Here is a 26,342-nt window from a genome sequence, read left to right on the forward strand (position 1 = left end):
CCAGTCCGGCGCCGGCAACGCGGCGCGGTCGAGCTTGCCGTTGACGGTCAGCGGCAGACGCGCGAGCACGGCATAGGCCTGCGGGCGCATGAACGCCGGCAGGCTGCGCTCCAGGCGCTGCTGCGCGCGCTCGCTCAATGCGGCGGCGTCTTCGTCGCTGGCCAGCCAGGCGACCAGGCGCGGCTCGCCGGCGGGATCGCTGCGCAAGTCCACCGCGGCGGCGCGCACGCCGGGCACGGCCTGCAACTGCGCGGCGACTTCGCCGGTCTCGATGCGGAAACCGCGCAGCTTGATCTGGCCATCGCCGCGCGAGAGGTAATGCAACTCGCCGTCGCCGCCCAGACGCACACGGTCGCCGGTGCGGTAGGCGCGTTCGCCGTCGGCATCGACGATGAAGCGCTCCGCGGTCAGGTCCGGCCGCCCCAGATAACCCGCGGCCAGCGCCGGCCCTGCCACGTACAGCTCGCCGATCGCGCCCTGCGGCACAGCCGCGCCGCGCGCGTCGCGTACGCTCAGGCGCAGGTTCGCCAGCGGCCGGCCGATCGGCGGCCGCGCCGGCCAGCGCAGCGGATCCGCGGCGAGGGTGTGCGCGGTGACCACGTGGGTCTCGGTCGGGCCGTAGTGATTGACCAGACGGCACTGCGGATGCGCGGCGAAGAAACTGCGCAAGGCCGGCGAGATCGACAGCGCTTCGCCGGCGACTGCGACCAGGCGCAGCTGCGGCAAGGGCTCGCTCGCCAGCATCGGCAGCAAGGTCAGCACCGCCACCGGCAGGAACAGGCGCTGCACGCCGCGTGCGCGGATCAGTTCGACCAGCGCCGGCAGATCCTGGCGCTGCGTCTCGTCAACCAGGACCAGGCGCGAGCCGCTGGCCAGCGCGGTGAAGATTTCCTGGAACGAGACGTCGAAGTTCAACGAGGTGAACTGCAGCGTGGCCAGGGTTTCGCCGAACAGGGGTTGGTCGGCGACCTGCGCGGCCAGCAACTGGGTAAGGGCGCGATGCGGCAGGACCACGCCCTTGGGCGTGCCGGTCGAGCCGGAGGTGTAGAGCACGTAGGCCGCGCTGTCGGGATCGATCGCGGCCGCAGGCGCCGGCGCGAAATCCGCGTCGGCCGCGGGCATCGGCAGCCGCGGCGCGTCGGCGCCGGCCAGCGCGTCCGCGCCTGCCGCATCGGCCAGGATGCAGCGCAACTGCGCTTCGGCGGCGATGCGCAGCAGGCGTTCGCTCGGGTACGCCGGATCCAGCGGCACATAGGCCGCGCCCAGGCGCAGACAGGCGAGGATGGCGATCGCCGGCGCGCAGCCGCGCGCCAGGCACAGGCCGACCCGGTCGCCGGCGCGCACGCCGTGCGCGTGCAGGTAATCGGCGCAATGGCGCGCGCGTGCTGCGAGTTCGGCGTAGTCGACCTGCACCGCGCCGTGTTCGAGCGCGATCGCGTGCGCGTGGGTCTGCGCGCTGCGCTCGAACCAGCTCCACAGATCCGCGTGGGCGATCTCCGCTGCGGCCTGCATCGGCTGCGGCGCCGCCGCTGGTGCCAGCGCGAGTTCGCCGGCGGGCGCGTCGGGACGCTCGACCAGGTCGGCGAGCAGCGCCGCCAGCGAATCGCCGAGGCTGCGCACGGTGTCCTCGCGCAGCAAGGCCGCGGCGAACTCGAACTGGCCGTGCAAGCCGCCGTCGCGGCGGGTCAGGTGCAGGCTCAGGTCGAACTTGGCCGTGCCGCTGCCGCTGTCGAGCGGGTGCAGGCGCGCATCGGGCAGTTCCAGCGCGGCGGCGTCCTCGTGCACGGCGAACAGGATCTGGAACAACGGCGAGGGCCCGCCCTGCCCGGCCAGCCCCAGCGCCTCGACCAATGTGTCGAACGGCTGCGCCTGATGATCGAAATCGGCCAGATACGCCGCGCGACCGGCGCGCAGCGATTCGGGCAGGCTGCGCCCGCGCTCGACGGTTTCGCGCAGCACCAGGGTGTTGGCGAAGAAGCCGATGGTGTGCTCGAACTCGGCGCGCTCGCGGCCGGACACCGGCGTGCCCAGGACGATGTCGTCGTTGTCCGAATAGCGCGCCAGCACCAGCGCGAACGCGCTCTTGAGCAACAGGAAGGCGGTGACGCCGCAGTCGCGCGCCAGCGCGTCGAGCCGCGCCACCAGCGTCGCCGGCAGCGCGAAGGCGTGGTGGCCGCCGCGGTGGTCGGGGCGTTCGGGCCGCTCGTAGTCCAGCGCCAGCGAATGCACCGCCGGCGCGCCGGACAGGCGTTCGCGCCAGTACTCCAGTAAGCCTTGTTCGCGTTCGGGGGTGAGCCGGCGCTGTTGCCAGTCGGCGAAGTCGGCGTAATGCAGGCGCGAGGCGCCCTCGTCTTCGCTCAGGCCGTGCAGCGCGGCGCGATAGGCGGCATTGGCCTGCGCCATCAGCAGGCCCAGCGAGGCGCCGTCGGCGGCGATGTGGTGCAGGCAGACCAGCAGCGCGTGTTCGTTCGCGCCCAGCCGGATCAGCTCCACCCGCAGCGGCAGCTCGCGTTCCAGGTCGAAGGCGGCGGTCGCGCTGGCGTGCAGGCGTTGCTGCAGCTGCGCCTCGCGCTGCGCCGGCGCCAACGCCGACAGATCGAGCTCGCGCCACGGCAGCGCGGCCTGCGGATCGGGCAGCGCATACGGCGCGCCGGCATCGCTGGCGATGCGGCTGTGCAGCGCCTCGTGCCGCGCCAGCAGGCGGGCGAACGCCTCGCGCAGCGCGGCCGGGTCGAGCGCGCCTTCGATCCGCCACGCGCCCGGCATGTTGTAGCTCGGCGAGGCGGCGTCGAGCTGTTGCAGGAACCAAAGCCGGCGTTGCGCGGACGACAGCGGCAACCGCTGCGCGCGCGACAGCCGTTGCGGCGCCGTGGTTTCGACCTCGGCCTGTTCCAGCGCCGCGGCCAGGGCGCGCACGTTCGCCGCAGCGAACAACTGACGCAGCGGCAGCGCCCGCTGCAGGCGGGTGCGGACCAGGCCGGCCAACCGCGCCGCCGCCAGGGAGTGGCCGCCGGCGGCGAAGAAATCCTCGTCGGGGCCGAATCCGGGCTGGCCCAGCACTTCGCGGAACAGCGCCAGCAGCGTGGTTTCGCGCTCGCTCAGCGGCGCCGCCGGCGCTGCGGGCGCGGCGTTCCAATTCGGCGCCGGCAAAGCGCGGCGGTCGAGCTTGCCGTTGACGTTCAACGGCAGCCGCGACAGGTGCACGAAGCGGCTCGGCAGCAGATAGAACGGCAGCTCGCGCGCGAGCGCGGCGCGCAAGGCGGCCTCGTCGGGCGCGTCGTCGGCGTCGCTCTGCCAATAGGCGACCAGACGGTTCTCGCCGGCCGGATCGCGCAGGCACAGCACGCAGGCGTCGGCGACGCCGTCGAGGGCGCGCAGCGCCGGTTCGATTTCGCCGGGCTCGACCCGGAAGCCATGAACCTTGGCCTGATCGTCGCGGCGGCCGAGGAATTGCAGCTCGCCCTCGCGCCAGCGCACGCGGTCGCCGGTGCGGTAGACGCGCTCGCCCTGGAACTCGGCGAAGCCGGTCGCGCTCGCGGCGGCATGGCCGATGTAACCCTCGCCGACACCCTCGCCCGCCAGCACCAGTTCGCCCGGCGCGCCCTCGGGCACGCGCACCTCGCCCTGCAACACCAGGCAACGCGCGTTCGCGTAAGGACGGCCGATGCGAACCTCCCCGTCCGCGCCGAGTTCGGACCACGTGGCCGCCACAGTCGCTTCGGTCGGGCCGTAGGTATTGAGCAGGCGCAAGCGCGTACCGACCGCACGGCGCCAGGCGCGCACGCAATCGGCGCGCGCGGCTTCGCCGCCGATCAACAACAAGCGCAGCGGGCTGTCGGCCGGCACCGCGACGGCTGGATCGCCACACAGCACATGCCAGAACGCAGTCGGCAACGAGGCCGCGGTAATCCGCTGCGCGGCAACGAAGCCGGCGAAGCCGGCCGGGCCGGCCACGCATTCCTCGTCGCGCAGCACCAGGGCGGCACCGGCGGCCAGCGCGCAGAAGATCTCCTCGACGCTGATGTCGAACGACAGCGAAGCGAATTGCAGCACGCGGTCGTGCGGTTCGATACGGTACTGCTGCGCCGCAGCGCGCACGTAGCCGGCGAGATTGCGCTGCGAGATGCGCACGCCCTTGGGCCGTCCGGTCGAACCGGAGGTGTAGATCACGTAGGCCGGTAGGGCCAACGACTGTTGCCGCGGCATGGGCGCGACGGGCGTCGTCGCGACCAGAACCTCCGGCGCGACCCAGGCTGTGTCCCCGACCGGCGCGGCGGCGATCAGCAGCCGGCAACCTGCATCGGTAAGGACGAACTCGCAGCGCTCTGGCGACAGCGCCGTATCCAGCGGCACGTAGCCCGCGCCGAGCCAGTGGCAGGCCAGCACACACTCGATCGCCGCGGCGCTGCGCGGCAGCCGCAGCGCCACCAGGTCGCCGGCGCCCACGCCGTGCGCGGCCAGGGCCGCAGCAATGGTGGCTACGCGCTGCAGCAGCTGGCGATAAGTCAGGGACGATGCGCCGTCGACCAGCGCGACCGCGTCGGGCGCGCGTTCGGCGCGTTCGACGATCTCGCACAGGACCGGGCGCTCGCCGCGCAGCCGCACCTCGCCTTCCCAGCCGCGCAGCGTCTGCCGCTGCGCGGCGTCGAGCATGTCCAGCGCGCTCAACGGCGCGTCGCCGCCTGCGCACATCTGCGCCAGCAGCTGCCGCAGTTGCGCCGCCATGGCGCCGATGCGCGCCGGCGCGAACAGTTCGGTGTTGTACTCCAGGCTCAGTTCGATGCCGTCGTCGCTGTCGAGCGCGTCCAGCGACAGTTCGAACTTGCTGCCGGCCTGCGGCAGCGGCCACGGCCGCACGTCCAGGCCCGGCAGGCGCAGCCCGTCGCCTTCGCGGCGCTGGTAGGACAGCATGATCTGCAACAGCGGCGCGTGGCTGAGGCTGCGCGCCGGCCGCACCGCTTCGATCAGCTGATCGAACGGCAGGGCCTGATGGGCGAACGCACCCAGGGTCGTGCGCTTGACCTGGGCCAGCCACTCGCCCACCGAGCAGCTTTCATCGACCTGATGGCGCATCGCCAGGGTGTTGACGAAGAAACCCACCAGCGGCTGCAACTCGCGATGCTCGCGGCCCGCCACCGGCGTGGCGAAGGCGACGTCGGCGTGATCGCCGTGACGCTTGAGCAGCAGCGCGAACGCCGCCTGCAGTACCACGAAGACGGTGGCGTCGTGAGCCTGGGCCAAACCCTGCACCGCGGCGCGCTCTTGCGCGTCCAGGCGCACGCTCAAGCTCGCACCTGCGTTGCCGAGCCGTTCCGGGCGCGCATGGTCGGTAATCAGCGAATGCAGCGGCGCCAGCCCGTCCAGGCGTTGCACCCACCAGTCGCGGCTGGCATCGAGCCCGCCCGCGTCGCGGCGCTCGCGTTGCCAGTGCGCGTAGTCGGCGTATTGCAGCGGCAACGGCGCCCAGTCGGGTTCGCCGCCGTCCAGGCAGGCGGCGTAAGCCTGGGCGAACTCGCGGGTGAGCACTGCCATCGACTGCGCATCGCCGGCGATGTGATGCAACAGCAGCAGCAACACATGGCGCTGCGGCCCCAAGCGGAACGCATGCACGCGCAGCATCGGCTCGCGTTCCAGCTCGATCGGGTCGGCGCAGGCCGCGGCGATGGCCTGCGCCAGTTCCGCTTCGGGGTCGGCGACCTGTTCGAGATCGAGCCAATGCAGGCGCTCCGGCCAGGTCTCCAATCGGTGCGCACGCACGTCGCCGTCGATTTCGCGGAATGCCGTGCGCAAGACCTCGTGCCGCCGCATCAGCGCTTCGATGCTGCGCCGCACCGCGTCGGGATCGAGCGAGCCGCGCAGCTCCAGCGCCGCCGGGATCAGGTACAGCGCCGGGTCGGATTCCAGCTGCTGCAGCAGCCACAGACGCTGCTGCGCCGGCGACAGGATCGCGTCCTGGCGGTCGTGCAGACGCGGAATCGACGGGTCGCCCGCCGCGGCGGCCGGGTCGTTGGCGGCGAGCAGATCGGTCAGTTCGTCGCGATGCGCCTTGAGCCGGTCGCGCAGCGCCGGCGTCAGCACGCCGGCCGGCGCCTGCACCTGCAGGCGGCCGTCGGCCAGGCTCAGGCGCACGCCTTGGCGGCGCAGGTCGATCAGCAATTGCGAGGCGCTCATAGTTCGAAGCTTTCCCAGGTGTCGTCCGCGCGTTCGGCCGCCGGTTCCGGCGCGGCCAGTGCGTCGAGCAAGGCGGCCTGGTCGGCCAGCCGCGGCTGCTCGAACAGGGATTTGAGCGGCACGGCGAGCGCGAACTCGGCGCGGATGGCTTCGGCCAGGCGCACCACCAGCAGCGAGTGGCCGCCGCGGGCGAAGAAGTGCGCGCCGCGGCCCGGCAATTCGCCGCCGAGCAGCTGCCGCCACAGTTCGGCCAGGCGTCGCTCGCTGGCCGATTCGAGCGCGCCTTCGTCGCGGTCTTGCGTTTCCGGCTTGGGCAAAGCCTTGCGGTCGAGCTTGCCGTTGGCGGTCAGTGGCAGGGCCGGGAGCAGTTGGATCAGGCGCGGCAGCATGTAGTCCGGCAGCAGCGCACGCAGCGCTTCGCGTAGCGATTGCGGATCGGGTTCGGCGCCATCTGCGGCGACCACATAGCCCATCAGCCAGGCGCCTTCGCCCTGCCCTTCGACGGTGACCGCGGCGTCCGCGACTTGCGGCAGCGACGCCAGTTTCGCTGCGATCTCGCCCGGTTCGATGCGGTAGCCACGCAGCTTGACCTGATCGTCGCCGCGGCCGCGGTATTCGAGCGAGCCGTCGGCGCGGTAACGGCCGAGGTCGCCGGAGCGGTAGCGGCGTTGGCCGTCGCGCTCGACGAAACGTTCGGCGGTCAGTTCCGGCCGTTGCCAGTAGCCTTGCGCGACGCCGTCGCCTTCGACCACCAGTTCGCCGACTACACCCAGCGGCACCGGCTGGCCGGTACTGTCGAGCACGTGCACGGCCAGATCCGGCAGCGCGCTTCCGATGCGGCTGGCGGGGCTTTGCAGGTCTTCGTCGCTGAGGCGATGGAAGCTGACGTGTACCGTCGTTTCAGTGATGCCGTACATGTTGACCAGCTCGGCCTGCAGATAACGCTCGCGCCAGGCCTGCAAGCGTGAAGGTTCCAGCGCTTCGCCGCCGAACACCACGGTTCTGACCCTGAGCGCGATGTCGCGTCGCATCGCCTGCGATTGCAAGGCGTAAAACGCCGACGGCGTTTGATTGAGCACGGTGACGCCGTGTTCGGCCAGCAGATCGAGGAAGGCATCGGGCTGACGGCATACCGCTTCCGGCACCAGCACCGCACGGCCGCCGTACAGCCAGGCGCCCCACAGCTCCCATACCGCGAAGTCGAAGGCATGGGAGTGGAACAGGCTCCAGACGTCGTGTTCGTCGAAGCTGAAACGATTGGTCTGCGTCGCCGCGGTAAACAAACGCTCGACGTTGCGATGGGTGACGACCACGCCCTTGGGCGTGCCGGTTGAGCCGGAGGTGTAGATCAGGTACGCCGGCGCGTCGACCGGAACGTCCGGCAGTTCCCCCGGCTCCACCGCATCCAGTTGCGCTTGGGTGAACGGATCGTCCAGGCACAGCGCGGTTCCGGGCAGTTCGATCGCCAGCGCTCGCTGGCTGACGCTGAGGCAGACGCCGCTGTCTTCGAGGATGAAGCCGCGCCTCGCCGCGGGCGCCTGCGGATCGACCGGAACGTAGGCGGCTCCGGTCTTGAGGATCGCCAGCAAGGCGACCAGCAGATCGCAGCCGCGCGGCAAGCACAGGCCGACTCGCTGGCCCGGCCCCGCACCCTGGCGGATCAACAGCGCCGCCAGTTGCGAAGAACGGCGGTCGAGCGCGGCGTAATCGAGTTCGCCGTCTTCGGCCGAAACCGCGATGCGTGCGGGATGGCGTTGGGCGACATCGGCGAAGCGCGAAACCAAACTGCCGGTGCACGCGTAACGTTCGCGCGAGGTCCAAGCCGCCGAACGTGTCTGCGACGGCAGCAACGGCAGCGCATCGAAGCGCTGCAGCGTCGGCAGTTGCTGCAGCACGAAATCGAGATCGTCCAGCATCTGCTCGACCAGCCAGCCATCGAGCTTGCTGCGATCGAGCGCGGCTTCGATCCGCAACCCGCCCGCGTCGGGTATCGCGGTCAGCATCAAGGGATAGTTGCTGTGGGCGCGATGATCGAGCTCCTCGATGCGCATGCCGGAGCGTTCCTCGCGCGATTCCGTGGGCAGGTTCTCGAACACCAGCAGGACATCGAACGGCGATACGGCATCGGCGGCTCCGGCGCGCTGGATCTGCGCCAGCGGCAGATAGCCGTGCGTACGCAGATCGAGATTGCGCCGCTGCAAGGCCTGCAACCACGGCGCCGGCGCCGCTTCGCCGGTCGGCGCTACGCGCAGCGGAACGCTGTTGATGAACACGCCGAGCATGCGCTCGACCCCGGCCAGCTCGGGCGGACGCCCGGCGATGGTGATGCCGAGAGCGAAGTCGTCGCGGCCGTAGTAACGCTGAAGCACCAAGGCCAGCGCGCCCTGCAACAGCGAATTGGCGGTCAGGCCGTGGCTCTGCGCCCAGGCCGATGCAGCCGTGAGATCGAAGCGGCGCGTCGACGACGCGTAGCCCTCGGCCGGCTCGGTGGCTTCGGGCAATGCGGCCGGCTCCAGGCCAGTCAATTGTTCGCGCCAGAACGCGCGCGCAGCCGCTTCGTCCTGCCCGCGCAGCCAGTGCAGGTAATCGCGGAACGGCGGCGCGGCCGGTAGTTGCGGCGTGCGCGATTCGCGTAGCGCCGCGTACAGACGCCAGACCTCGTCGAGCAGCAGCGCCGAACTCCAGCCATCGACGATCAGATGATGACGGGTCCATACCAGCCAATGTTCGTCCGCACTGCGTCGCAGCAGCGCGAGCCGCATCAGCGGCGGCGCGGCGAGGTCGAAACCAGCTTCGCGCTGCTGGGCTTGCAGTTCGCTCAGACGCGAACGCGCCTGGGCCGGTTCGAGCCCGCTCCAGTCCTGCTCGGCCAGTGGCACCGACACTTGCCGATGTGGCAGCTGCCGCGGCGACGGCAGCCCCTGTACCGCGAAGCCGCTACGCAGGATCGGATGCCGTTCCAGCACTTGCTGCCACGCGGCGACGAAGGCTTCGCGGTCGAGCGCGCCGTGCAGCGCCACCGTGGTCTGGTTGATGTAGGGATCGGCCTCGGCATTGAGCAGGCTGTGGAACAACAGGCCTTCCTGCAGCGGCGCCAACGGATAAACATCCTGCGTCTGCGGATGCTGGGCCAGCAAGGCGTCCAGTTGTGCGTTGTCGAGTCCGGCCAGCGGCAGGTCGGCGAGCGTCGGCCGCGGTTCGGCCGTCTGCAAGCAGGCGATCAGTTCGCGCAGCACCGCCAGATAGCGCCGGCTCAGCGCTTGCATCGCCTCACGGCTGGCGGCGTCTTGCGGCCACGCCCAATCCAGGCGCAGCTCGCCGTCGACCAGCATCGCGTTGACATCGAGCAAGTGGCGACGCCGGTTGCCGCCGGCGCGACCGCCGCCGTCGGGCTCCTCGCACAAGGCCCAGCCGTCGCGCTCGCCGGCGCGCAACTGGCCGAGGTAGTTGAAACAAACTTGCGGCACCGGCAGCTCGGCGAGTTCGCCGTGCAGATAGCGCAGCACGCCGAAACCCAGGCCGCTGTCGGGCACCGCGCGCACCCGATCCTTGGTCGCGCGCAGCGCGGCGCCGAGGTCTTCGCCCGCGGGAAGCTGCAGCGCCAACGGATAGCGCGCGGTGAACCAGCCGACCGTGCGCGAAAGATCCAGACCCGCGCCGAGATCGTCGCGGCCGTGGCCTTCCATCTCGACCCACAGCGTGGCCGCGTCGCCGCCGTCGCGCAGTGCAAGGGCCAACGCCGTCAAAAACACTTCTTGCGGTTCGTTGCCGTAGGCGCGGGCGGTCTGGGTCAGCAGACGCGCGGTCCAGTCGCGCTCGAGCCGGTCGTGCAGATGGACGGTGTCCGCATAGCGGTTTTCGCTGTCCTGCCACGGCAGAGCGATGGCTTCGACATCGGCGGCCTGGGCGCGCCAGTAACTGCGCCAACCGTCCAGTGTCGCCGCCGGCAACTGCTGCAGCGCAGCCTGCCAGGCGCCGAAACCGCAGGCTTCCGCGGTCAGCGCCGGCGAGCGGCCGGCGCGACGCTCGGCATAGGCGTGTTGCAGATCGTCGACGATGACGCCCCACGACACAGCATCGACCAGCAAGTGATGCGCGGCGAACAGCACCCGGGTGTCGCCGTCCTGCGGATCCGACAGCGCCAATACCCGCAGCAGCGCGTCGTCGAAGCTCAAGCCGGCCTGCCACTGCGCCAACAGGTCTTCGCGTTGTCCGGCATCGGCTTCGCGATGGGCGAAGCGGTCCGCCTGCCATTCGCCGAGGGTTTGCTGCCACTGTCCCGCTGCATCGCGCTGGAAGCGCGCACGCAGCATCGGATGCGCGGCGGCGACATCGGCCAGCGCCGCAGCGAAGGCGGCGGTGTCGAGCGCGCCGGGCAGTTTCAGGTACAGCGACATGTTCCAGTGCGCGGGTTGGTCGAGGGCTTGCTCGAAGAACCAGTGCTGGATCGGGGTGAGGCCGAAGCTTTGTTCGGCTTCGGTTGCGGGTTTGACTGTGGCGGGTGCGGGCGAGCTCGCTTGCACCTGCGCGCTCAGTCCCGCCAGGGTCGGATGGTCGTACAGCTGGCGCGGCATCAGCGCCAGCCCGGCTTGGCGTGCGCGCGCGACCAACTGCAAGCTCAGGATCGAGTCGCCGCCCAAGGCGAAGAAGTTATCGTGGGCGCCGATGTGCTCGCGGCCCAGTAGCTTCTGCCACAGCTCGCGCAGCACTTCGTTGACTGGTGTTTCGTCGATGACTTCGGGCGAAGAATCGGTATCCTCCTGCTGCAGCAACTCGGCCAGCGCCTGTCGATCGATCTTGCCGTTGCCCAGGCGAGGCATCGATTCGACTGCACGCCAACGGGTCGGACACAGGTATTCCGGCAGTCGTTGCGCCAAGGCTTCGGCGACACCCTCCAGCGAACCCTGTACGCAGGCACCCAGTTGCAGCACGCCATTGGCGCCCGGCAAGGCCAGCACTGCCGCGACTTCGACACCGGGCAACTGCGCCAGCACCTGTTCGACTTCGCCCAGTTCGACGCGGTAACCGCGGATCTTGACCTGATGATCGCCGCGGCCGAGGTACACAATCCGGCCTTCGCTATCGAGTCGAGCCAGATCGCCGCTGCGGTACAGCAACCGACCCGGCGCGAACGGGTGCGCAACGAATCGCTCGGCGGTTTGTTCGGCGCGCTGCCAATAACCCAGCGACAGGTTACCGCCGCCCAGGTACAACTCGCCGGCGACGCCCACCGGTGCCGGTAAGCCAAACCGGTCCAGAACCCAGGCTTCGTTGCCCGCCAGCGGATAGCCGACCGGCACGCCCTGCTCAACTGGCCACTCGTCCGGCACGGTGCAGGTCAGAATGCCGACGGTAGTTTCGGTCGGGCCGTAGTGATTGACGATCCGCAAGGTCGGCGCGAGTGCGCGCACTTGCTGGACCAGGGCGCCGGTCAAGGCTTCGCCGCCAGTAACCAAACACTTGCGTGGCAATACGGCCGTACCGCCGCCAGCCGCCAGCAGGCCGGCCAGATGCGAGGGCACGATCTTCAGGCAATCTACCGGATGCGCTTGCAGATGTGCGGCCAGAGCCTGAGCATCGAACGCCAGCTCCGCCGGCAACAACCGCACCCGACGTCCGCTGAGCAGCGCGCCGAACAGCGCGGTGAAACCCAAGTCCGCCGCAACCGTGGACAACGTCGCCAGCGATGCGTCTTCGCCCAGATCCAGCACGGGCAGCACACCAGCGACGTAATGCGCCAGATTGCCTTGGCTGACCACCACGCCCTTGGGTGTTCCAGTCGAGCCTGAGGTGTAGATCAGATAAGCCGGCGTATCCGCCTCGACATCGACGCGCGGCGGCTCTTCATACGCCGAAACAGCGTCGAGAACCGACTCCGCATCGAGCCAGCGCACCGACGCCGGCATCCAAGCCGGCGCCGCGCCCCATCCGACCACGACACGCGCCCCGCTGTCATCGAGTACGGCAATCTGCCGCGCATCCGGATGCTGAGGATCCAATGGCAGCCACGCCGCACCGCGATGCCACACCGCGGCCATCGCCGCCAACTGGGCGAACGTGCGCGGCAGACACAGCGCCACATGCGCGCCGGGCTGAACACCCACCGCGTCGAGCGCACCAGCGATCCGGCCGGCTGCCGCGCGCAGTTGCGCGTACGTCCAACTGGCAGCGCCCTCCTCCACCGCGACCGCCTGCGCCGGCATCTGCCACAGCAGCGACTGCGCAGTGGCCGACGAAGCCCGCTGCGGCTGCGGTGCCTGTATCGCATCGTCGCCGCCCAGCAGCAGTTCGGCCACGCGGCAGTCCGGCCGCTGCAGCAGGCGCAGCAGGCCGGCCACGGCGAGGTCCAGCATCGCCGCGACCGCAGAGCGGTCGACCCGCGCGGCGTCGAGCAAGGCTTCCAGGCGTACGCATTCGCGCTCGGACACGCGCAAGGTCAACGCGTAGTGATTGGCGGCGCGGGTTTCGCGCACGCGCAGCGCGAACGGCAACTGCGCCGGCGCCATCGCCGGGAAGTTCTCGACCACCAGCAAGCTGGCGAACAGCCGGTCTGCATCCAGGCCGCTGTCGGCCAGGATCTCGCCCAGGCCGACCGCTTCGTTCTCGGCGACTTCCAGCGACTGCGTACGCAACGCCGACAGCAGATCGAGCGCCGGCTGGCCGGCGTCGATGCGCAGGCGCAGCGGCAAGGTGTTGATGAATACCCCGACCATGGATTCGACCCCGGCCAGTTCCGGCGGCCGCCCCGATCGGGTCACGCCGAGCACTACGTCGTCGTGGTTGCCGTAACGCGCGTTGGCCAGGCCCCAGACCATCGCGATCAGGTCGCTGAGCGTGCAGCCGCGCTCGCGGCAGAAGGCGCGCAGGCGTTCGCTGTCGTGGGCGCTGAGCCGGCGCTCGCATTCTTCGCGCTGCACCGGGTGGTGCGCGGCGGCAGCCGGTGCCGGCAGCGCGACGGTGCCGGCGTATCCGCTCAGGCGTTCGCGCCACCAGCCGCGCTGGCGCGCCAGATCCTGCCGTTCGCGCCAATCCAGGTAGGCTTGGAAGCCCGGCGCCGGCGGCAAGCGCAGCGTCGCGCCCTGCGCGCCGGCGGTATAACGCTGCAGCATCTCGCCGACCAGCAGCGGCGTGCTCCAGCCGTCGACGATGAGATGGTGGATGCTCCACACCAACCAGTAGCGGCCGCCGCCGCGTCCGATCAGGCTCATGCGCGCCAACGGCGCATGGGCGAAATCGACGCCCTGCGCCGCGTCGTCGGCCAGCCAGCGCTGCAGCTGCGCGTCCTGGGCGGCATCGTCGAGCGCGGACCAGTCCAGCGTCCGCCACGGCGCCGCCGCGTCGGCCAGCACGACCTGGTGCGGCACCGACAGGCCTTCCCAAACGATCGCCGTGCGCAACATCGGTTGCCGGCGCACGGTCTCCTGCCAGGCCTGCGCGAGCGCGGCCGCATCGATCTCGCCGTCGAGCTCGGCCACGGTCTGCTGGAAATACGGATCGGCGCCGTCGCCGCGCAAGCTCTCCAGCAGCACGCCGCGCTGCAGCGGCGTCAGCGGGAATGCGTGCTCGATGGCCCGCGCATCCTCGCGCGCTGCCAGCAAGGCGAATTCGTCGGCCTGCAGCCGCGCCTGCGGCAGGTCGCTGGCGGTCAGCGCGCCGGTGCCGGGCTGCAGGCAATGCGCCACCAACGCTGCCAGTTCTGCTGCGAAGGCCTGCGACCAATCTTCGAGCGTGGCGGCATCGTAGGCTTCGCCCGCGTAGTTCCACACCAAACCGAGCCGGCCGGCGTGCACTCTGGCGTTGATCTCGACCAAGGCACCGGGCGGATTGCCTGCGCCATTGCCGGACGCCAATGCGCGCGGCTCGACCTCGAACGCCGGATGCGCGCCGGCGTCGACCACGCCGTGGTAGTTGAACAACAACTGCCCCGCCGGCAACGCCGGTATCCGCGCGCTCGCGACCAGCGGCATGTAGTCCAGGCCGCGCCGCGCCAGCGCGCGGATCTGTTCCTTGAGCGCGCCGATCTGCGCCGGGCCATCGGCAACGCCCAGATCCAGCGGCAAGGGATGCACCGCGGTGTACCAACCCAGCACCGACGACCAGTCGCGGCCATCGAGCACGTCGCGGCCATGCCGCTCGCGGTCCAGCCACAGTCGGTTGCGGCCGGTGCGCGTGGCCAGCGCCCGCGCCAGGGCGATCAGCAGCAATTCGTCGGTACGGCAACGATAGGCTTCGCTCGCGCGTTCGAGCAGGTCGGCGGTCAAACCGGCATCGAGGGTCTGGACGATGCGGCCGACGTTGCTTTGGCGCGCATCGGCCAACGCCACCGGCCGATCCTGCGGCAACGCCTGCGCCGGCTCCGCGGCGAGTTCGCGCCAGAAGCCGGCGTCGAATCGTTGTGCGTCGTCCGTTTCGCGCAGGGCCTCGACATAGTCCGCATACGAGGCGCCGCGTGCGGACGGCGTCCACGCGTCGCCGCGCGCCAGCGCCGCCAGGCCGTCGAACAGTTCGCCCAGCAGCAGGCGCCAGGACACCGCATCCACGATCAGATGATGGGCGCAGACCAGCAGCCGTTCGCCGTCGTCGCAATGCGCGTGCGTCAGCGCGGCCAGCGGGCCGGCCAACGGCGTCGCTTCCTGCATGCGCGCGAACGCGGCATCGACGCGCGCGTCCAGGTCGGCCGCGCCGCGCCAGTCCTGCGCTTGGATCGCCGGCGCCGGGCCGGGCGCGGCGACTTGCTGCCGCCATTGCCCGTCGACGCGCTCGAAGCTCGCGCGCAACAGGTCGTGACGCCGCCACAGCGCGTCCCACACCTGGGCCAGATGCTGCGCATCCAGCGGTTGCTTCAACCGCAGCGCCACGTATTGGTGGTAACGGTCGGGCTGCGCCGGCGCGCTGTCGAAGAACCAGCGCTGGATCGGGCTCAGGCCGACCTCGCCGACCAGCGGCGCGGCCTCGGCCGGCGCCGCCTGCAGCGCGATCAGTTGCGGCGCAAGCTCGGCCGCGCTCTGGTACTGGTACATCAGCTTGGGCGTGACCGCATAGCCGCGCTCGCGCAGGCGCGCGACCACTTGCAGGCTGCGGATCGAATCGCCGCCGAGGCGGAAGAAGCTATCGTGGATGCCGACTTCGCACTGCAGCACCTCGGCCCAGACCGCGCACAGGGCGCTTTCTTCCACGGTGCGCGGCGGCGTGCGCTCGGTTTGCGCCAACGCCGGCGGCGCCGGCAGGGCGCGACGGTCGATCTTGCCCGAAGCGTTGCGCGGCAAACGCGGCAGCGCGACGAACTGGGTCGGCACCATGTACGCGGGCAGGCGCTCGCTCAAGGCGCGGCGCCAGCGTTCGGATTCGGTTTGATCCGAATCGGTTTGATTCAAATCGGCTTGGCCGAAACCGTCTTCGCCGGCGCGTTCCACCCACGCGACCAGACGCTGCGCGGCGCCCTCGCCGACCACGCCGGCGGCGGCCGCCCGCACCTGCGGCAACTGCCCCAGGCAATGTTCGATTTCTTCCAGCTCGATCCGGTAGCCGCGCAGCTTCACCTGGAAATCGGCGCGACCGAGGAACTGCAGCTCGCCGTCGTCGAGCAGGCGCACGCGGTCGCCGCTGCGATACATGCGCAGCGATTCGCCCGTCGGCAGGCGCAGCGGCGCGAAACGTCGTTCGCTGGCGGCCGCGTCGCCGCGGTAGCCCTCGGCCAGGCCGATGCCGCCGAGCGCGAGTTCGCCGCACACGCCGCGCGGCACGATCCGCCCGTGCGCGTCGAGCACCGCGGCAATGCGTCCCGGAAACAGCTGCCCCAACGGTACCGGCCGCGATGCATCGATGGCCTGCACGCGGTGATAGTGGCTGGAGATGGTCGCCTCGGTTGGGCCATAGGCGTTGATCAGCGCACAGCGCCGGTCCAGGCCGAGTTCGAACCAGCGCTGCGCCAGCGCCACCGGCAGCACGTCGCCGCCGACCACTACGCAACGCAGGGCCAGGTCGCGCCAGTCGTCGGGGACGCTGGCCCGCACCAGTTCGTTGGCGTAGGCCGGGGCCAGGTCGGTCACGGTGATCGCGCGTTCGGAAAGGAACGCGAGCAGACGTCGGGGTTCCAGCAATTCGTCGGGGCGTGCGACCACGCAGGCGCCGCGGCTCCAGGCCGCGAGAATCTGCTCCAGGGTGGTGTCCACGGCGAGGCCGGCGACGTGCAGCACGCGGTCGTCCGCGCTCAGCGCCAGGGCCTCGGCCGCGGCGGCGATGTGCGCGGCCAAGGCGGCATGACCGACTTCCACGCCCTTGGGAACGCCGGTGGAGCCGGAGGTGTAGAGAATGTAGGCGAGCTGGTTCGGCGCAGCGTTCTCGCCTGAACCGTTTTCGTCCGCGCCGTCCGACTTCAATTCATCGACGGCGATGGCTACGCCTGGCGCGAACCCGGCCAGACTCTGTGCATCGGTCAACACCGCGTCGCAGCCGCTGGCGGCGACGACCTCGGCTCGACGCGCTTGCGGCCATTCGGGATCCAGCGGAACCACGCTCAGCCCGGCGCGCCACGCGCCCAGCAGCAGGCAGTACCAGTCCAGCCCGCGCGGCAGGCACAGCGCGACGCTGCGCGCTTGCGCGCCCAGGCGCCGGCGCAGGGCGGCGGCGCGCGCATCGGCGGCCGCGAGCAGTTCGCGATAGTTCAACCGGCCTTGCGCCGTTTCCAATGCGGCGTGCTCGGGAAATTCGCCCGCAGCGCGCGCGATCGCATCGACCACGTTGCCGACGGTTCGCGGCGCCGGTTCGCGCTTGTCGTCGAGCGCCAGTTCTTCCGCCGGCCACCGCCACGACAAGGCCGGCTCGTGCGGACGCTCCAGCATCGCCGCCAGCGCGACGAAGTAACGTTCGGCCCAACGCGCCACCGTCGCCGGGTTCCAAAGCGCGGTGTTGTACTCCCACACTGCGCTCATGCCGTCCGCACCGACCAATACCTCCAGGGTCAGCTCGTGCTTGGCCACGTCCTCAGGCAGCGTCAACGCATGCGCCTGCACGCCGTGCAGGTCCAGGGCCAGGTCGGCGTCGTGGCGCAGCGCGAACATCAGCTGGAACAGCGGCGCATGGCGGCTGCTGCGTTCGACCTGAAGGGATTCGATCACGCGTTCCAGCGGCAGCGCCTGATGTTCCAGCGCGGCCAGTTGATGATCGCGGCAACGCGCGACCAGGCTGGCGAAGTCGGGATCGTCGTGCAGCTGCGTGCGCAGCACCACGGTGTTGACGAACAGGCCGACCAACGAATCCAGTTCCGGCCGCACCCGGCCGGCCACCGGGGTGCCGATCAGCAGGTCCTCGCCCGCGCCGCAACGCGCCAGCAGCGCGGCGAACGCGGCCTGCAGCACATGGAACGCGGTGGCGCGCGAGGCCTGGGCGTACGCGGCCACGCGTTCGGACAGGCCCGGCGGGAATGCCAGCCGCAGTTTGGCGCCGGATTGGCCGAGCACGGCCGGACGCTCGTGGTCCAACGGCAGCGCATGCAGATGCGGCGCGCCGCTCAGCGCCTCGATGTGATGGCGCAGCGACGCGTCGAGCCGGTCGAGCGTATCGCGTTGCCAGCGCGCGTAATCGCCGTACTGGCACGGCAACGGCGGCGCCGGCTCCGCGGCCAGACCGCATTCGACACGATAGGCGCGGCTCAGATCCTGAGTCAGCAGGCCCAGCGATACGCCGTCGCAGGCGATGTGATGCACCACCACTTGCAGCCAATGCCGGACGGGCCCGTCGCCCTGCCCGTCCAGGCGCAGCAACTGCATGCGCAGCGGACGCTGCCGTTGCAGGTCGAACGGCCGCAGGCGGAAACCTTCGACCAATGCGTCGATCTCGTCCTGGCCGCGTCCGCGCAGATCGGCGCTCTCCACCGCTGCGCCGCCGCCGGCTGCGACCGAGCCTTCGTCCTGGATGCAGCGATCGAGTACCTCGTGACGAATCAGCAAGCCTTGCACGGCGCGCTCCAGCGCCGCCGCGTCCAACTCGCCGCGCAGTTCGAACAGCGCCGCCAGATGGTAGGCATGGCCGCCGGGTTCGAATTGCTCCAGGAACCACAGCCGCTCCTGGCCCAGCGACAGCGGCGCGGGCGCTCCGGCCGGCGCGGGTTGGATCGGCTGTGCGCGCCAGTCCGCGTCCTGGGTCTGGCTCAGCAGCGTAATCAGCGCTTCGCGCTGGGCGACGATGTCGGCGCGCAGTTGCGCGTCCAGCGGCGCGCGCGTCGCCTTGTAGCCGAGCCGGCCGTCCTCGACGTGCAAGGCGACGCCGGCGGCGCGCGCGCGTTCGAGTACGGCGAGCGCGGCGAGTCCGGGCGCGGCGCCGGCAGCGGAAACTTCGGGGGCGATCATAGAAATCCTGATTCGATGACGGGTTCGGCGCCGGCGCTCGACGCGGTTGAGGCGGCCTGCAAGGCGTCGATCAACAAGGCCTGGTCGCGGATCGTGGTGGCGGCGAACAGCCGGCGCAGGTCCAGGCGCAGATCGAACTCCAGCGCGATCGCGCCGGCCAATCGGGTGGCCAGCAGCGAGTGGCCGCCGAGAGCGAAGAAGTCCTCGGTGACGCCGATCTGCTCGCGCTGGAACAATCGCTGCCACAGCGCCAGCAAGCGGCGCTCGCTGTCGCTGGCCGGGGCCAGCCGCACCTGCGGACGCAGCACTTGTTCGACCAAGGCCGCCAACGCGCGCCGGTCGACCTTGCGGCTGGCGCTTTGCGGCAACGTCGCCATGCATTCGATATGCGCCGGCAGCAGATGCGCCGGCAGGCGCAGGCGCAGCGCGTCGCGCAGCGCCGCCGGTTCGGCCCCGCCCTGCACGAACGCCACCAGGCAGGCGTTGTCCTGCCCCGGCCGATGCACCAGCGCGACCGCCTCAGCCACGCCCGGTTGCGCGCGCAGCGCCGCTTCCACTTCGCCCAGCTCGATGCGCAGGCCGCGGATCTTGACCTGGTGATCGCGCCGACCGAGAAACTCCAGGCGGCCGTCGCGGCGCTGGCGCACGCGGTCGCCGGTGGCGTACAGGCGCACGCCGGCCAACACGCCGCGCTCGGGCGTGCGGAACGCCGCCGCGGTTTTCTCCGGCAAGCCCAGATAGCCATCGGCGAGGTAATCGCCGGCCAGATGCAATTCGCCGACCGACTCCGGCGGACACGGTTGCCCCGACCAGTCCAGCACATAGCACTGCGCGTGCGGCAAGGGATGGCCGAGCGCGATCGCGCGACCGGGTTCGTGGCGGTCGGCGGTGACGATCACCGAGGCCTCGGTCGGGCCGTAGCCGTTGAGCAGTACGCGCCCGCGTCCCCAGCGCTCGGCCAGTTCGCTCGGGCACACGTCGCCGCCGAGCAGCAGATAACGCAGCGCCGGCAACGACGGCGGCGGCAGCGGCGCGAACACGGCCGGCTGCGCCACCACGTGGGTGATCGCTTGTTCGGCCAGCAGTGCCAGCAAGCCTTCGCCGGAACGGGTCAGCTCGCGCTCGATCAGGTGCAGACAGGCGCCCTGGGTCCAGGCGCACAGCCATTCCAGCACCGACATGTCGAAGTGCAGCCCGGTGAACTGCAGCACGCGGTCGCCGGGGCCGGCCGGCAGCATCGCGTGCACCGCCTGCATCAAGCGCAGCGGGCCGCGGTGCGGCACCAGCACGCCCTTGGGTTGGCCGGTGGAACCGGAGGTGTAGATCACGTACGCCGGCGAGGACGCGTCGTGGCTGCGCACCGGATTGCTCTCAGGTTGCGCGGCGAGTTCGGCCAGCAGCGTGTCGCTGTCGAGATCGAGCGCGCGGCTGGCGCTGCCGTCGACACAGGCCAACCCCGCCCCGCGCGCCAGCGCGAAGCGGCAGCCCGCATCGGCCAGGATGAAGGCGATGCGTTCGTGCGGATGCTCCGGATCGATCGGCACATAGGCGCCGCCGGCCTTGAGCACGGCCAGCATCGCCACGGTGATGGCGACGCTGCGGTCGGCCACCAGCGCCACCCGCTCGCCCGAGGCCAGGCCGAGCGCGCGCAGATGATGGGCCAGCCGGTTGGCGCGGCGATTGAGTTCGTCGTAGCTCAGGCAGCGGCCGCCGCCGACCAGGGCCGGCTCGGCCGGATGCCGCTGTGCGCTGCGCTCGATGCAGTCGGCCAGCGAATCGGGCATGCGTTCGGGCACGAACGGCAACGCCGGTCCCTGCCCGCGCGCGCGCCACGTCGCCCATTGCGCCGGCGCGAGCAGGCCGATCTGCCCGACCGGCGTGTCGCTCAGGCTGGCGACATCGCGCAACAGGTGCAGCCAGTCGGCGAGCACGCGCTCGACGAAATCGTCCGGCAACTGGCTGCGCTGGCTTTGCAGCAGCAGGTGCAGGCCGTCCTCTTCCGGGGTGATCTGCACCAGCAACGGCAGATTGGTCGCACTGGCGGCGTGCACCAATTCGTAGGCCAGCCCGCCGGGCAATTGCGCGCTGGTATCGAGCGGAATGTTCTCGATCACCAGCAAGGTCTGCAGCAGCGCCGCGCCGTTGGGGAAACCGGCCAGCTCGGCGATCCGCGCCAGCGGCAGGCGATCGTGCGCCTGCACCGCGAAACTCAGGTCGCGCGCCTGGCGGCACAGCTCGCCGAATTCGAGCCCGGCCTGCAATCGCAGGCGCATCGGTACGGTGTTGATGAACAAGCCGGTCATGCGCTCGGCCTGCGCCAGCGCCGGCGGCCGGCCGCTGACGGTCAGGCCGAAGCAGACGTCGGCGCTGTTGCTGTAGCGGCTCAGCAACAGCGCCCAGGCCGCTTGCAGCACGCTGGTCAGCGGCACCTGCAGGCGCGCGGCGCAGGCGCGCAACGCGTCGATCTCGGCGCGCTGCAGCCGCGCTTCGGTGAGGTAGCGGCCCTCGCCCGGCGTTGCCGGCACCGGCAGCGCTTCGCCGCCTTCGTAGTCGGCCAACTGCGCGCGCCAGAAGGTTTCCTCGCCCTGCACCGGTTGTGCGCCGAGCCAGCCGATGTAGTCGCGGTAACGCGGCGCCGGCGCCAATTCGGCGCCGGCGTACAGCGCGAACAGCTCCTGCAGCAGCACGGCCGCGCTCCAGCGGTCGATCACCAGATGGTGCACGGTCAGCACCAGCCAGGCCTGCGCCGGCCCGGCGCAGACCAGGTGCAGGCGCAGCAACCCGGGCTGCTCCAGCGCGAACGCGCTGGCGCGCTCGCGCTCGCACAAGGCCCACAGTTCGGCCTGGACCTGAGCGCTGTCGCGGCCGGACCAATCGTGCTCGTGCAGGCGCGGCGCGGCCTGCACCGGCAGCCACTGCACCGGCCGGCCGGCGTGATCCCAGTCGAAGCCAACGCGCAGGCTTTCGTGGCGTTGTTGCAGACCCGACCAGGCCGCGATCAGGCGCTCGCGATCCAGCGGGCCGGTCAGGCTCAGCACCTGCTGGTTGAGGTACTGGCCCGAATCCGGCGCGGCCAAGGCCGCGAACAGCAGGCCTTCCTGCAACGGCGACAAGGGATAGGCATCGACCGCATCGGCGTGCGCCGCGCGCAGGCGCGCGCCCTCGGCGGCGTCGAGCAGGCCGAACGGCGCCCCCATCGTCGACGCCGTCGGGTCGGACGCTGCGGCCGGTTCGGCGGTCGCGTCCGTAGTGCGATCCAGGTGTGCAGCCAGCGCCGACAGCGGGCGGTGTTCCAGCAACTCGGCCGGCGTCAGCGTCAAACCGGCCTGACGCGCGCGCGCGACCAGCTTCAGCGCGGCGATCGAATCGCCGCCGAGCTCGAAGAAATCCGCGTCGCCCTCGATGCTGTCGCGATCCAGCGCCTGCGCGCAGACCCGGCGCAGCAGCGCCTCGGTCGGCGACAGCGGCCGCAGCCGCTGCGCCAGTTCGCGCAGGCTGGCGGTTTCCACCAGTAGCGTCGGGGTCAGTTCGATCCCGTGCTTGCGTGCGCTGGCCACCAGGCGCAGCGCCAGGATCGAATCGCCGCCGAGGGCGAAGAACGAAGCGTCCGGCCCCAATACCGCCTGCGGAAACAGCGGCTGCCACAGCGCCGCCAGCTGCGCCTCGAACGGCGTCAGCGGCGCGGCCTGCGCCGTCTCCGCGGGCGTTGCGGCCTCGAGCAACGCCAGCAGCGCGGCGCGGTCGATCTTGCCGTTCGCGGTCACCGGCACCGCTTCCACCTGCAGGCAGCGCGCCGGCACCATGTAGTCGGGCAAGGCCGCGCGCAACGACGTCAGCGGATCGGCGTGGGCGCCGCGATAGAACGCGGCCAGCGCTTGCGCCCCGTTCGCGCTTGTCGTCGCCAGAACCACCGCCTGCTCGATGCCGGGCAGCGCGCGCAAGCGTTGTTCGACTTCGCCGGGTTCGACCCGATAGCCGCGGATCTTGACCTGATCGTCGGCGCGGCCGAGGAACACCAGTTCGCCGCCCGCCAGCCGCTGTACGCGGTCGCCGGTGCGGTAGACGCGCCGCGCCGGGTCCAGCGGATCGGGCAGGAAGCGTTCCGCGCTCAGCGCCTCGCGGCGCCAGTAGCCGCGCGCCACGCCGATTCCGCCGACGTACAACTCGCCGATCGCGCCCTGCGCCACCGGGCGGCCCTGCGCGTCGAGCACATAAGCGCGGTAATTCGGCAACGGCGCGCCGATCGCGACCGACGCGGTGCCGCGCGGCGCGCGTGCGGCATCGATGCAGGTCGCGCCGACCGTGGTTTCGGTCGGGCCGTAGTGGTTGAACACCCGGCATTGCGGCGCCAGTTCGCGCACGTGCTCGACCAGCGACCACGGCAAGGCCTCGCCGCCGAATACCAGCGCCTGCTTCGGCAGCAAGCGCTGCGGCCGTTCGGCGGCGAGCAGAGCTTGCAGGTGCGAAGGCACGATCTTGAGCACGTCGACGCGGTGCTGCTGCAAATGCTCGGCCAGCGCGTGCGGATCGCGCGCCAGCGCATCGCCGATCAAGCGCAGCGCGCGTCCGCTCAGCAAGGCGCCGAACAAGGCGGTATGGCCGAGGTCGGCCGAGGCCGTGGCCAAGGTCGAGAACACCGCGTCGGCGGCCAGCGGCTGGTCCGCCTGCAATCGCGCCAGCACGCCTTCGACGTAGCCGCACAGATTGGCGTGGCTGACCGCCACGCCCTTGGGCTGTCCGGTCGAACCGGAGGTGTAGATCAGATAGGCGACGGCGTCGGGGTCGCGCGCGATGTCGCTCAGGCTAGCGCCGGCCAGCGTTTCAGGCGCGCGCCACGTCACTGCTGCGGGCAGCCACGACGGACGCGGGCCTTCGCCCAGGACCACGCCCGCACCGCTGTCTTCGACCATGTAAGCCAGGCGCTCGTCGGGCAGGCGCGGGTCCAGCGCCAGCCAAGCCTGCCCCGCGTACCACGCCGCCAGCATGGCGGCGATTTGCGCCTCGCCGCGCGGCAACGCCAGGCCGACCACGTCGCCGCCTTGCGCCTCCAGTCCCGTGGCCCAGCTGCGAGCGCGGGCGCGCAGTGCGGCGTAGTCGAGCTTGCGCTCGCCTTCGTGCAAGGCGATGCGCGCGCCCGGCGCGGCCTCGATGCGCTCGATCGCGTGGCGCGCGCCCGGCTCGATGGTTTCGCCGTGTTCGCCGGCTTGCCCGTGCCCGGCCCAGTCCAGCGCGTCGAGCGCTTGCGCCGGGTCGGCGACGATCCGCGCCAGCAGTGCGACATAGCCGTCCAGCCAGCCCGACACGGTCTGCACGCTGTACAGCGCGTCGCTGTAGCCGATCTGGCAGCGCAGTTCATCGCCGTTCTCGAACACGGTCAGGATCAGTTCGTGGGCCGCGCCGCGCATGCCCATGTGCAGCGTTTCCAGCGCCACCGCCTCGCCCCAGCCCAAGCGCGCCTGCGAGTAGGTGAAGAAATGCTGGAACAGCGGCGCGCGGTCGGAACGCCGCGGCAGCGCCAGATCGTCCAGCAAACGGGTCAGCGGATAGCGCTGACGGCGCAGGGACGCATCCATCTGCGCCTTCAATGATGCGGCGAGATCGGCGAAGCCCTGTTGCGGATCGATGCTCGCGCGCACCGGTACCGGGTTGGCCAGATATCCGACCAAATGCCGGTGCCGCGCCGCGTGGCGTCCGAGCGTCGGCGTGCCGATCACGAAATCGGTCTGCCCGCTCAAACGCCACAGCCATAGCTGATAGGCGCCGAGCAGCACGATGTACGGGGTGACGCCGAGCGCGGAGGCGGTCGCGCGCACTTGCGCGCTCAGGTCCGGATCGAGCGCGCGCTCGATCCGCTCGCCGCTCCATTGCCGCAGCGGCGGACGGGCGAAATCGGTCGGCAGGTCGAGGCTGGCCGGCGCGTCGCGCAGCAGCGTTTGCCAGTAGCGAGCCGCATCTTGGCCGCGCTCGCTGTCGAGGTAGTTGGCGTTCTCGCGGCTCCATTGCTCGTAGGACGCGGCCGGCGCGTCGACCGCCTCGCCGCCGAGTTCGGCGACCAGTTCACGGGCGAGGATCTCGCAGGAATAGAAGTCGGCGACGATGTGGTGCAGCACCATCGACACCACCAGACGCTCGCCGACGCGCACGCTGGCCAGGCGCATGACCGCGCCGTCTTCCAGCGCGAACGCGCGGTCGGCCTGCGCCAGCAACAGGTCTTTAGCCTGCGCTAAATCGTTCGCGGTTGCGTGAGCCCGGCATTCGTTGCGATGTTTGGCGAGGATGCGATAGCACGGCTCGCCGTCGCGCTCGCCGAACTGCGCGCGCAGCATCGGATGGCGCGCGCACAAACGCTCGAACGCAGCGGCGAGCTGGGCGTCGCCGATCCGGCCGTCCATGCCGAGCACGGCGGTGCAATGGTAGGCCGCGCTGTGCGGCGCGAGACGGTGCAGGAACCACAGCGCGCGCGGATTGGCCTGCAGCGGACGCCAATCGAAATAATCCGGCTGCGCGGCGAGGATGGCGTCGATCTCGTCGCGGCGCTCGTGCAGCGCCTGGCGCTCGGCGGGAGCGATCGCAGCCTCATCGTGCGCCGGAACCCTCCAGCCTGCGGGGCCGCGCTCGAGCGTGCCGCCCTTGCGCCAATAACTTGCGAGAATCGAGGACGCCATGGTGTCTTCCCTTGCATGCATCGCGGCCCGCGAACGCATCGCCGGGCCGGCCCAGAGCCTCGGCGGCGGTCAGCCCGCCTGTCGTTCGCCTTGCGCGCGTTCCAGTTCCTGCAGCGAGAACGGCTCGGCCATCGACACCACGATCTTGCGCTCGCCGTCGAACGGCTCGCGGCCGTGCGCGGCGAGCATGTTGTCGAGCATCACGATGTCGCCGGGCTGCCAGGGGAACTTGACCGCTTCCTCGGCCAGCACGCCGCGGATGGACTCGAGCACGCTGTCTTCCAGTTCGCTGCCGTCGCCATAGAACACATGGCGCGGCAGGTTGCGCGCCTCGCCCAGGATGTCCAGCAGCATCGCCATCACGTCCGCGCCCTGGCTGGAGGCGTGGAACAGGTGGGCCTGGTTGAACCACAGCGGCACGCGCGTAACCGGATGCCAGGCGGTGCCCTGCACCAGTTGCTCGGTGCGCAGCTGCTTGTCGCCGATCCAGTGGGTGGCGATGCCGTTGTCGCGGCAGAACGCATCGACCTCGGCGCGCGATTCGGTGCCGAAGGTCTGCTGCCACGACAAGTCCATGCCGGTGCCGTAGTTGCGCACGTACAGCAGGCGCTTGCGCTCGAAGCGCTCGCGGATCGCAGGCTCGATGCGCTGATAGATGCGGCGGCTGTCGGCGATGGGCGTCTCGCCGCCGACCGGGCTGGCGACCACGCAGTGCAGCCAGATCTTCATCGGCCAGGCCGTGGTGTAGGCCTGCTCGTTGTGCAGCGGAATCGAGCGGTTCTTGGGGAATTCGGTCGAGGTGTACACGCCCTTGGTCAGCTTGGAGCGCTGGCTGGAGCCGAATTCGTAGCTGATCGGACCGAAGCCGAAGCTGCGCACGAAGGCATCGAAGGATTCCAGCCCGGCCACGCCGAAGCCGCGGAACAACAGTCCGGCGTGGCGGTACAACAGGCGCGAATTGAGTTCGGCGATATCGCCCGCGCTGTCGGCGATGGCGGCGCCGGCTTGCGCCGGCTCGACCAGCAAGGGGAAGCCGCGGGCGGGGTCGAACGCGCGCACGCGCAGCGAAGTCAGATCGGCGGTTGCGGCGGCCAGCGCCGAATCGTCCAGCGGAGCAAAGTCAACCATGTCAGCGATCCATATGCCAAAGCGGGCGATA

The 26,342-nt window shown here is 70.7% G+C and carries 3 protein-coding genes and 1 pseudogene; all 4 read right to left on the minus strand.

Annotated features, from left to right (window positions below; translation table 11 throughout):
- Positions 1 to 27: 27 nt before the first annotated feature.
- Positions 28 to 6,171 (minus strand): annotated as a pseudogene (locus tag BLU84_RS28690) (amino acid adenylation domain-containing protein); the annotation flags it as partial.
- Positions 6,168 to 18,518 (minus strand): non-ribosomal peptide synthetase, encoded by a 12,351-nt coding sequence (locus BLU84_RS14225; protein WP_074868275.1) that lies wholly within the window; start codon positions 18,516 to 18,518, stop codon positions 6,168 to 6,170. The gene BLU84_RS14225 and the pseudogene BLU84_RS28690, both read right to left, overlap by 4 nt.
- Positions 18,515 to 25,183: a non-ribosomal peptide synthetase gene (locus tag BLU84_RS14230; protein ID WP_074868279.1), complete on the minus strand. Its 6,669-nt coding sequence runs from the start codon at positions 25,181 to 25,183 to the stop codon at positions 18,515 to 18,517. Before BLU84_RS14230 ends, BLU84_RS14225 begins: the two co-directional genes overlap by 4 nt.
- 69 nt (positions 25,184 to 25,252) lie before the next feature.
- Complete coding sequence (locus tag BLU84_RS14235) at positions 25,253 to 26,311, minus strand: TauD/TfdA family dioxygenase (RefSeq protein WP_083382586.1); 1,059 nt, start codon at positions 26,309 to 26,311, stop codon at positions 25,253 to 25,255.
- Between the last annotated feature and the right edge of the window lie 31 nt (positions 26,312 to 26,342).

This window comes from Lysobacter enzymogenes, assembly GCF_900106525.1.
GTDB classification, from domain to species: Bacteria; Pseudomonadota; Gammaproteobacteria; order Xanthomonadales; family Xanthomonadaceae; genus Lysobacter; species Lysobacter enzymogenes.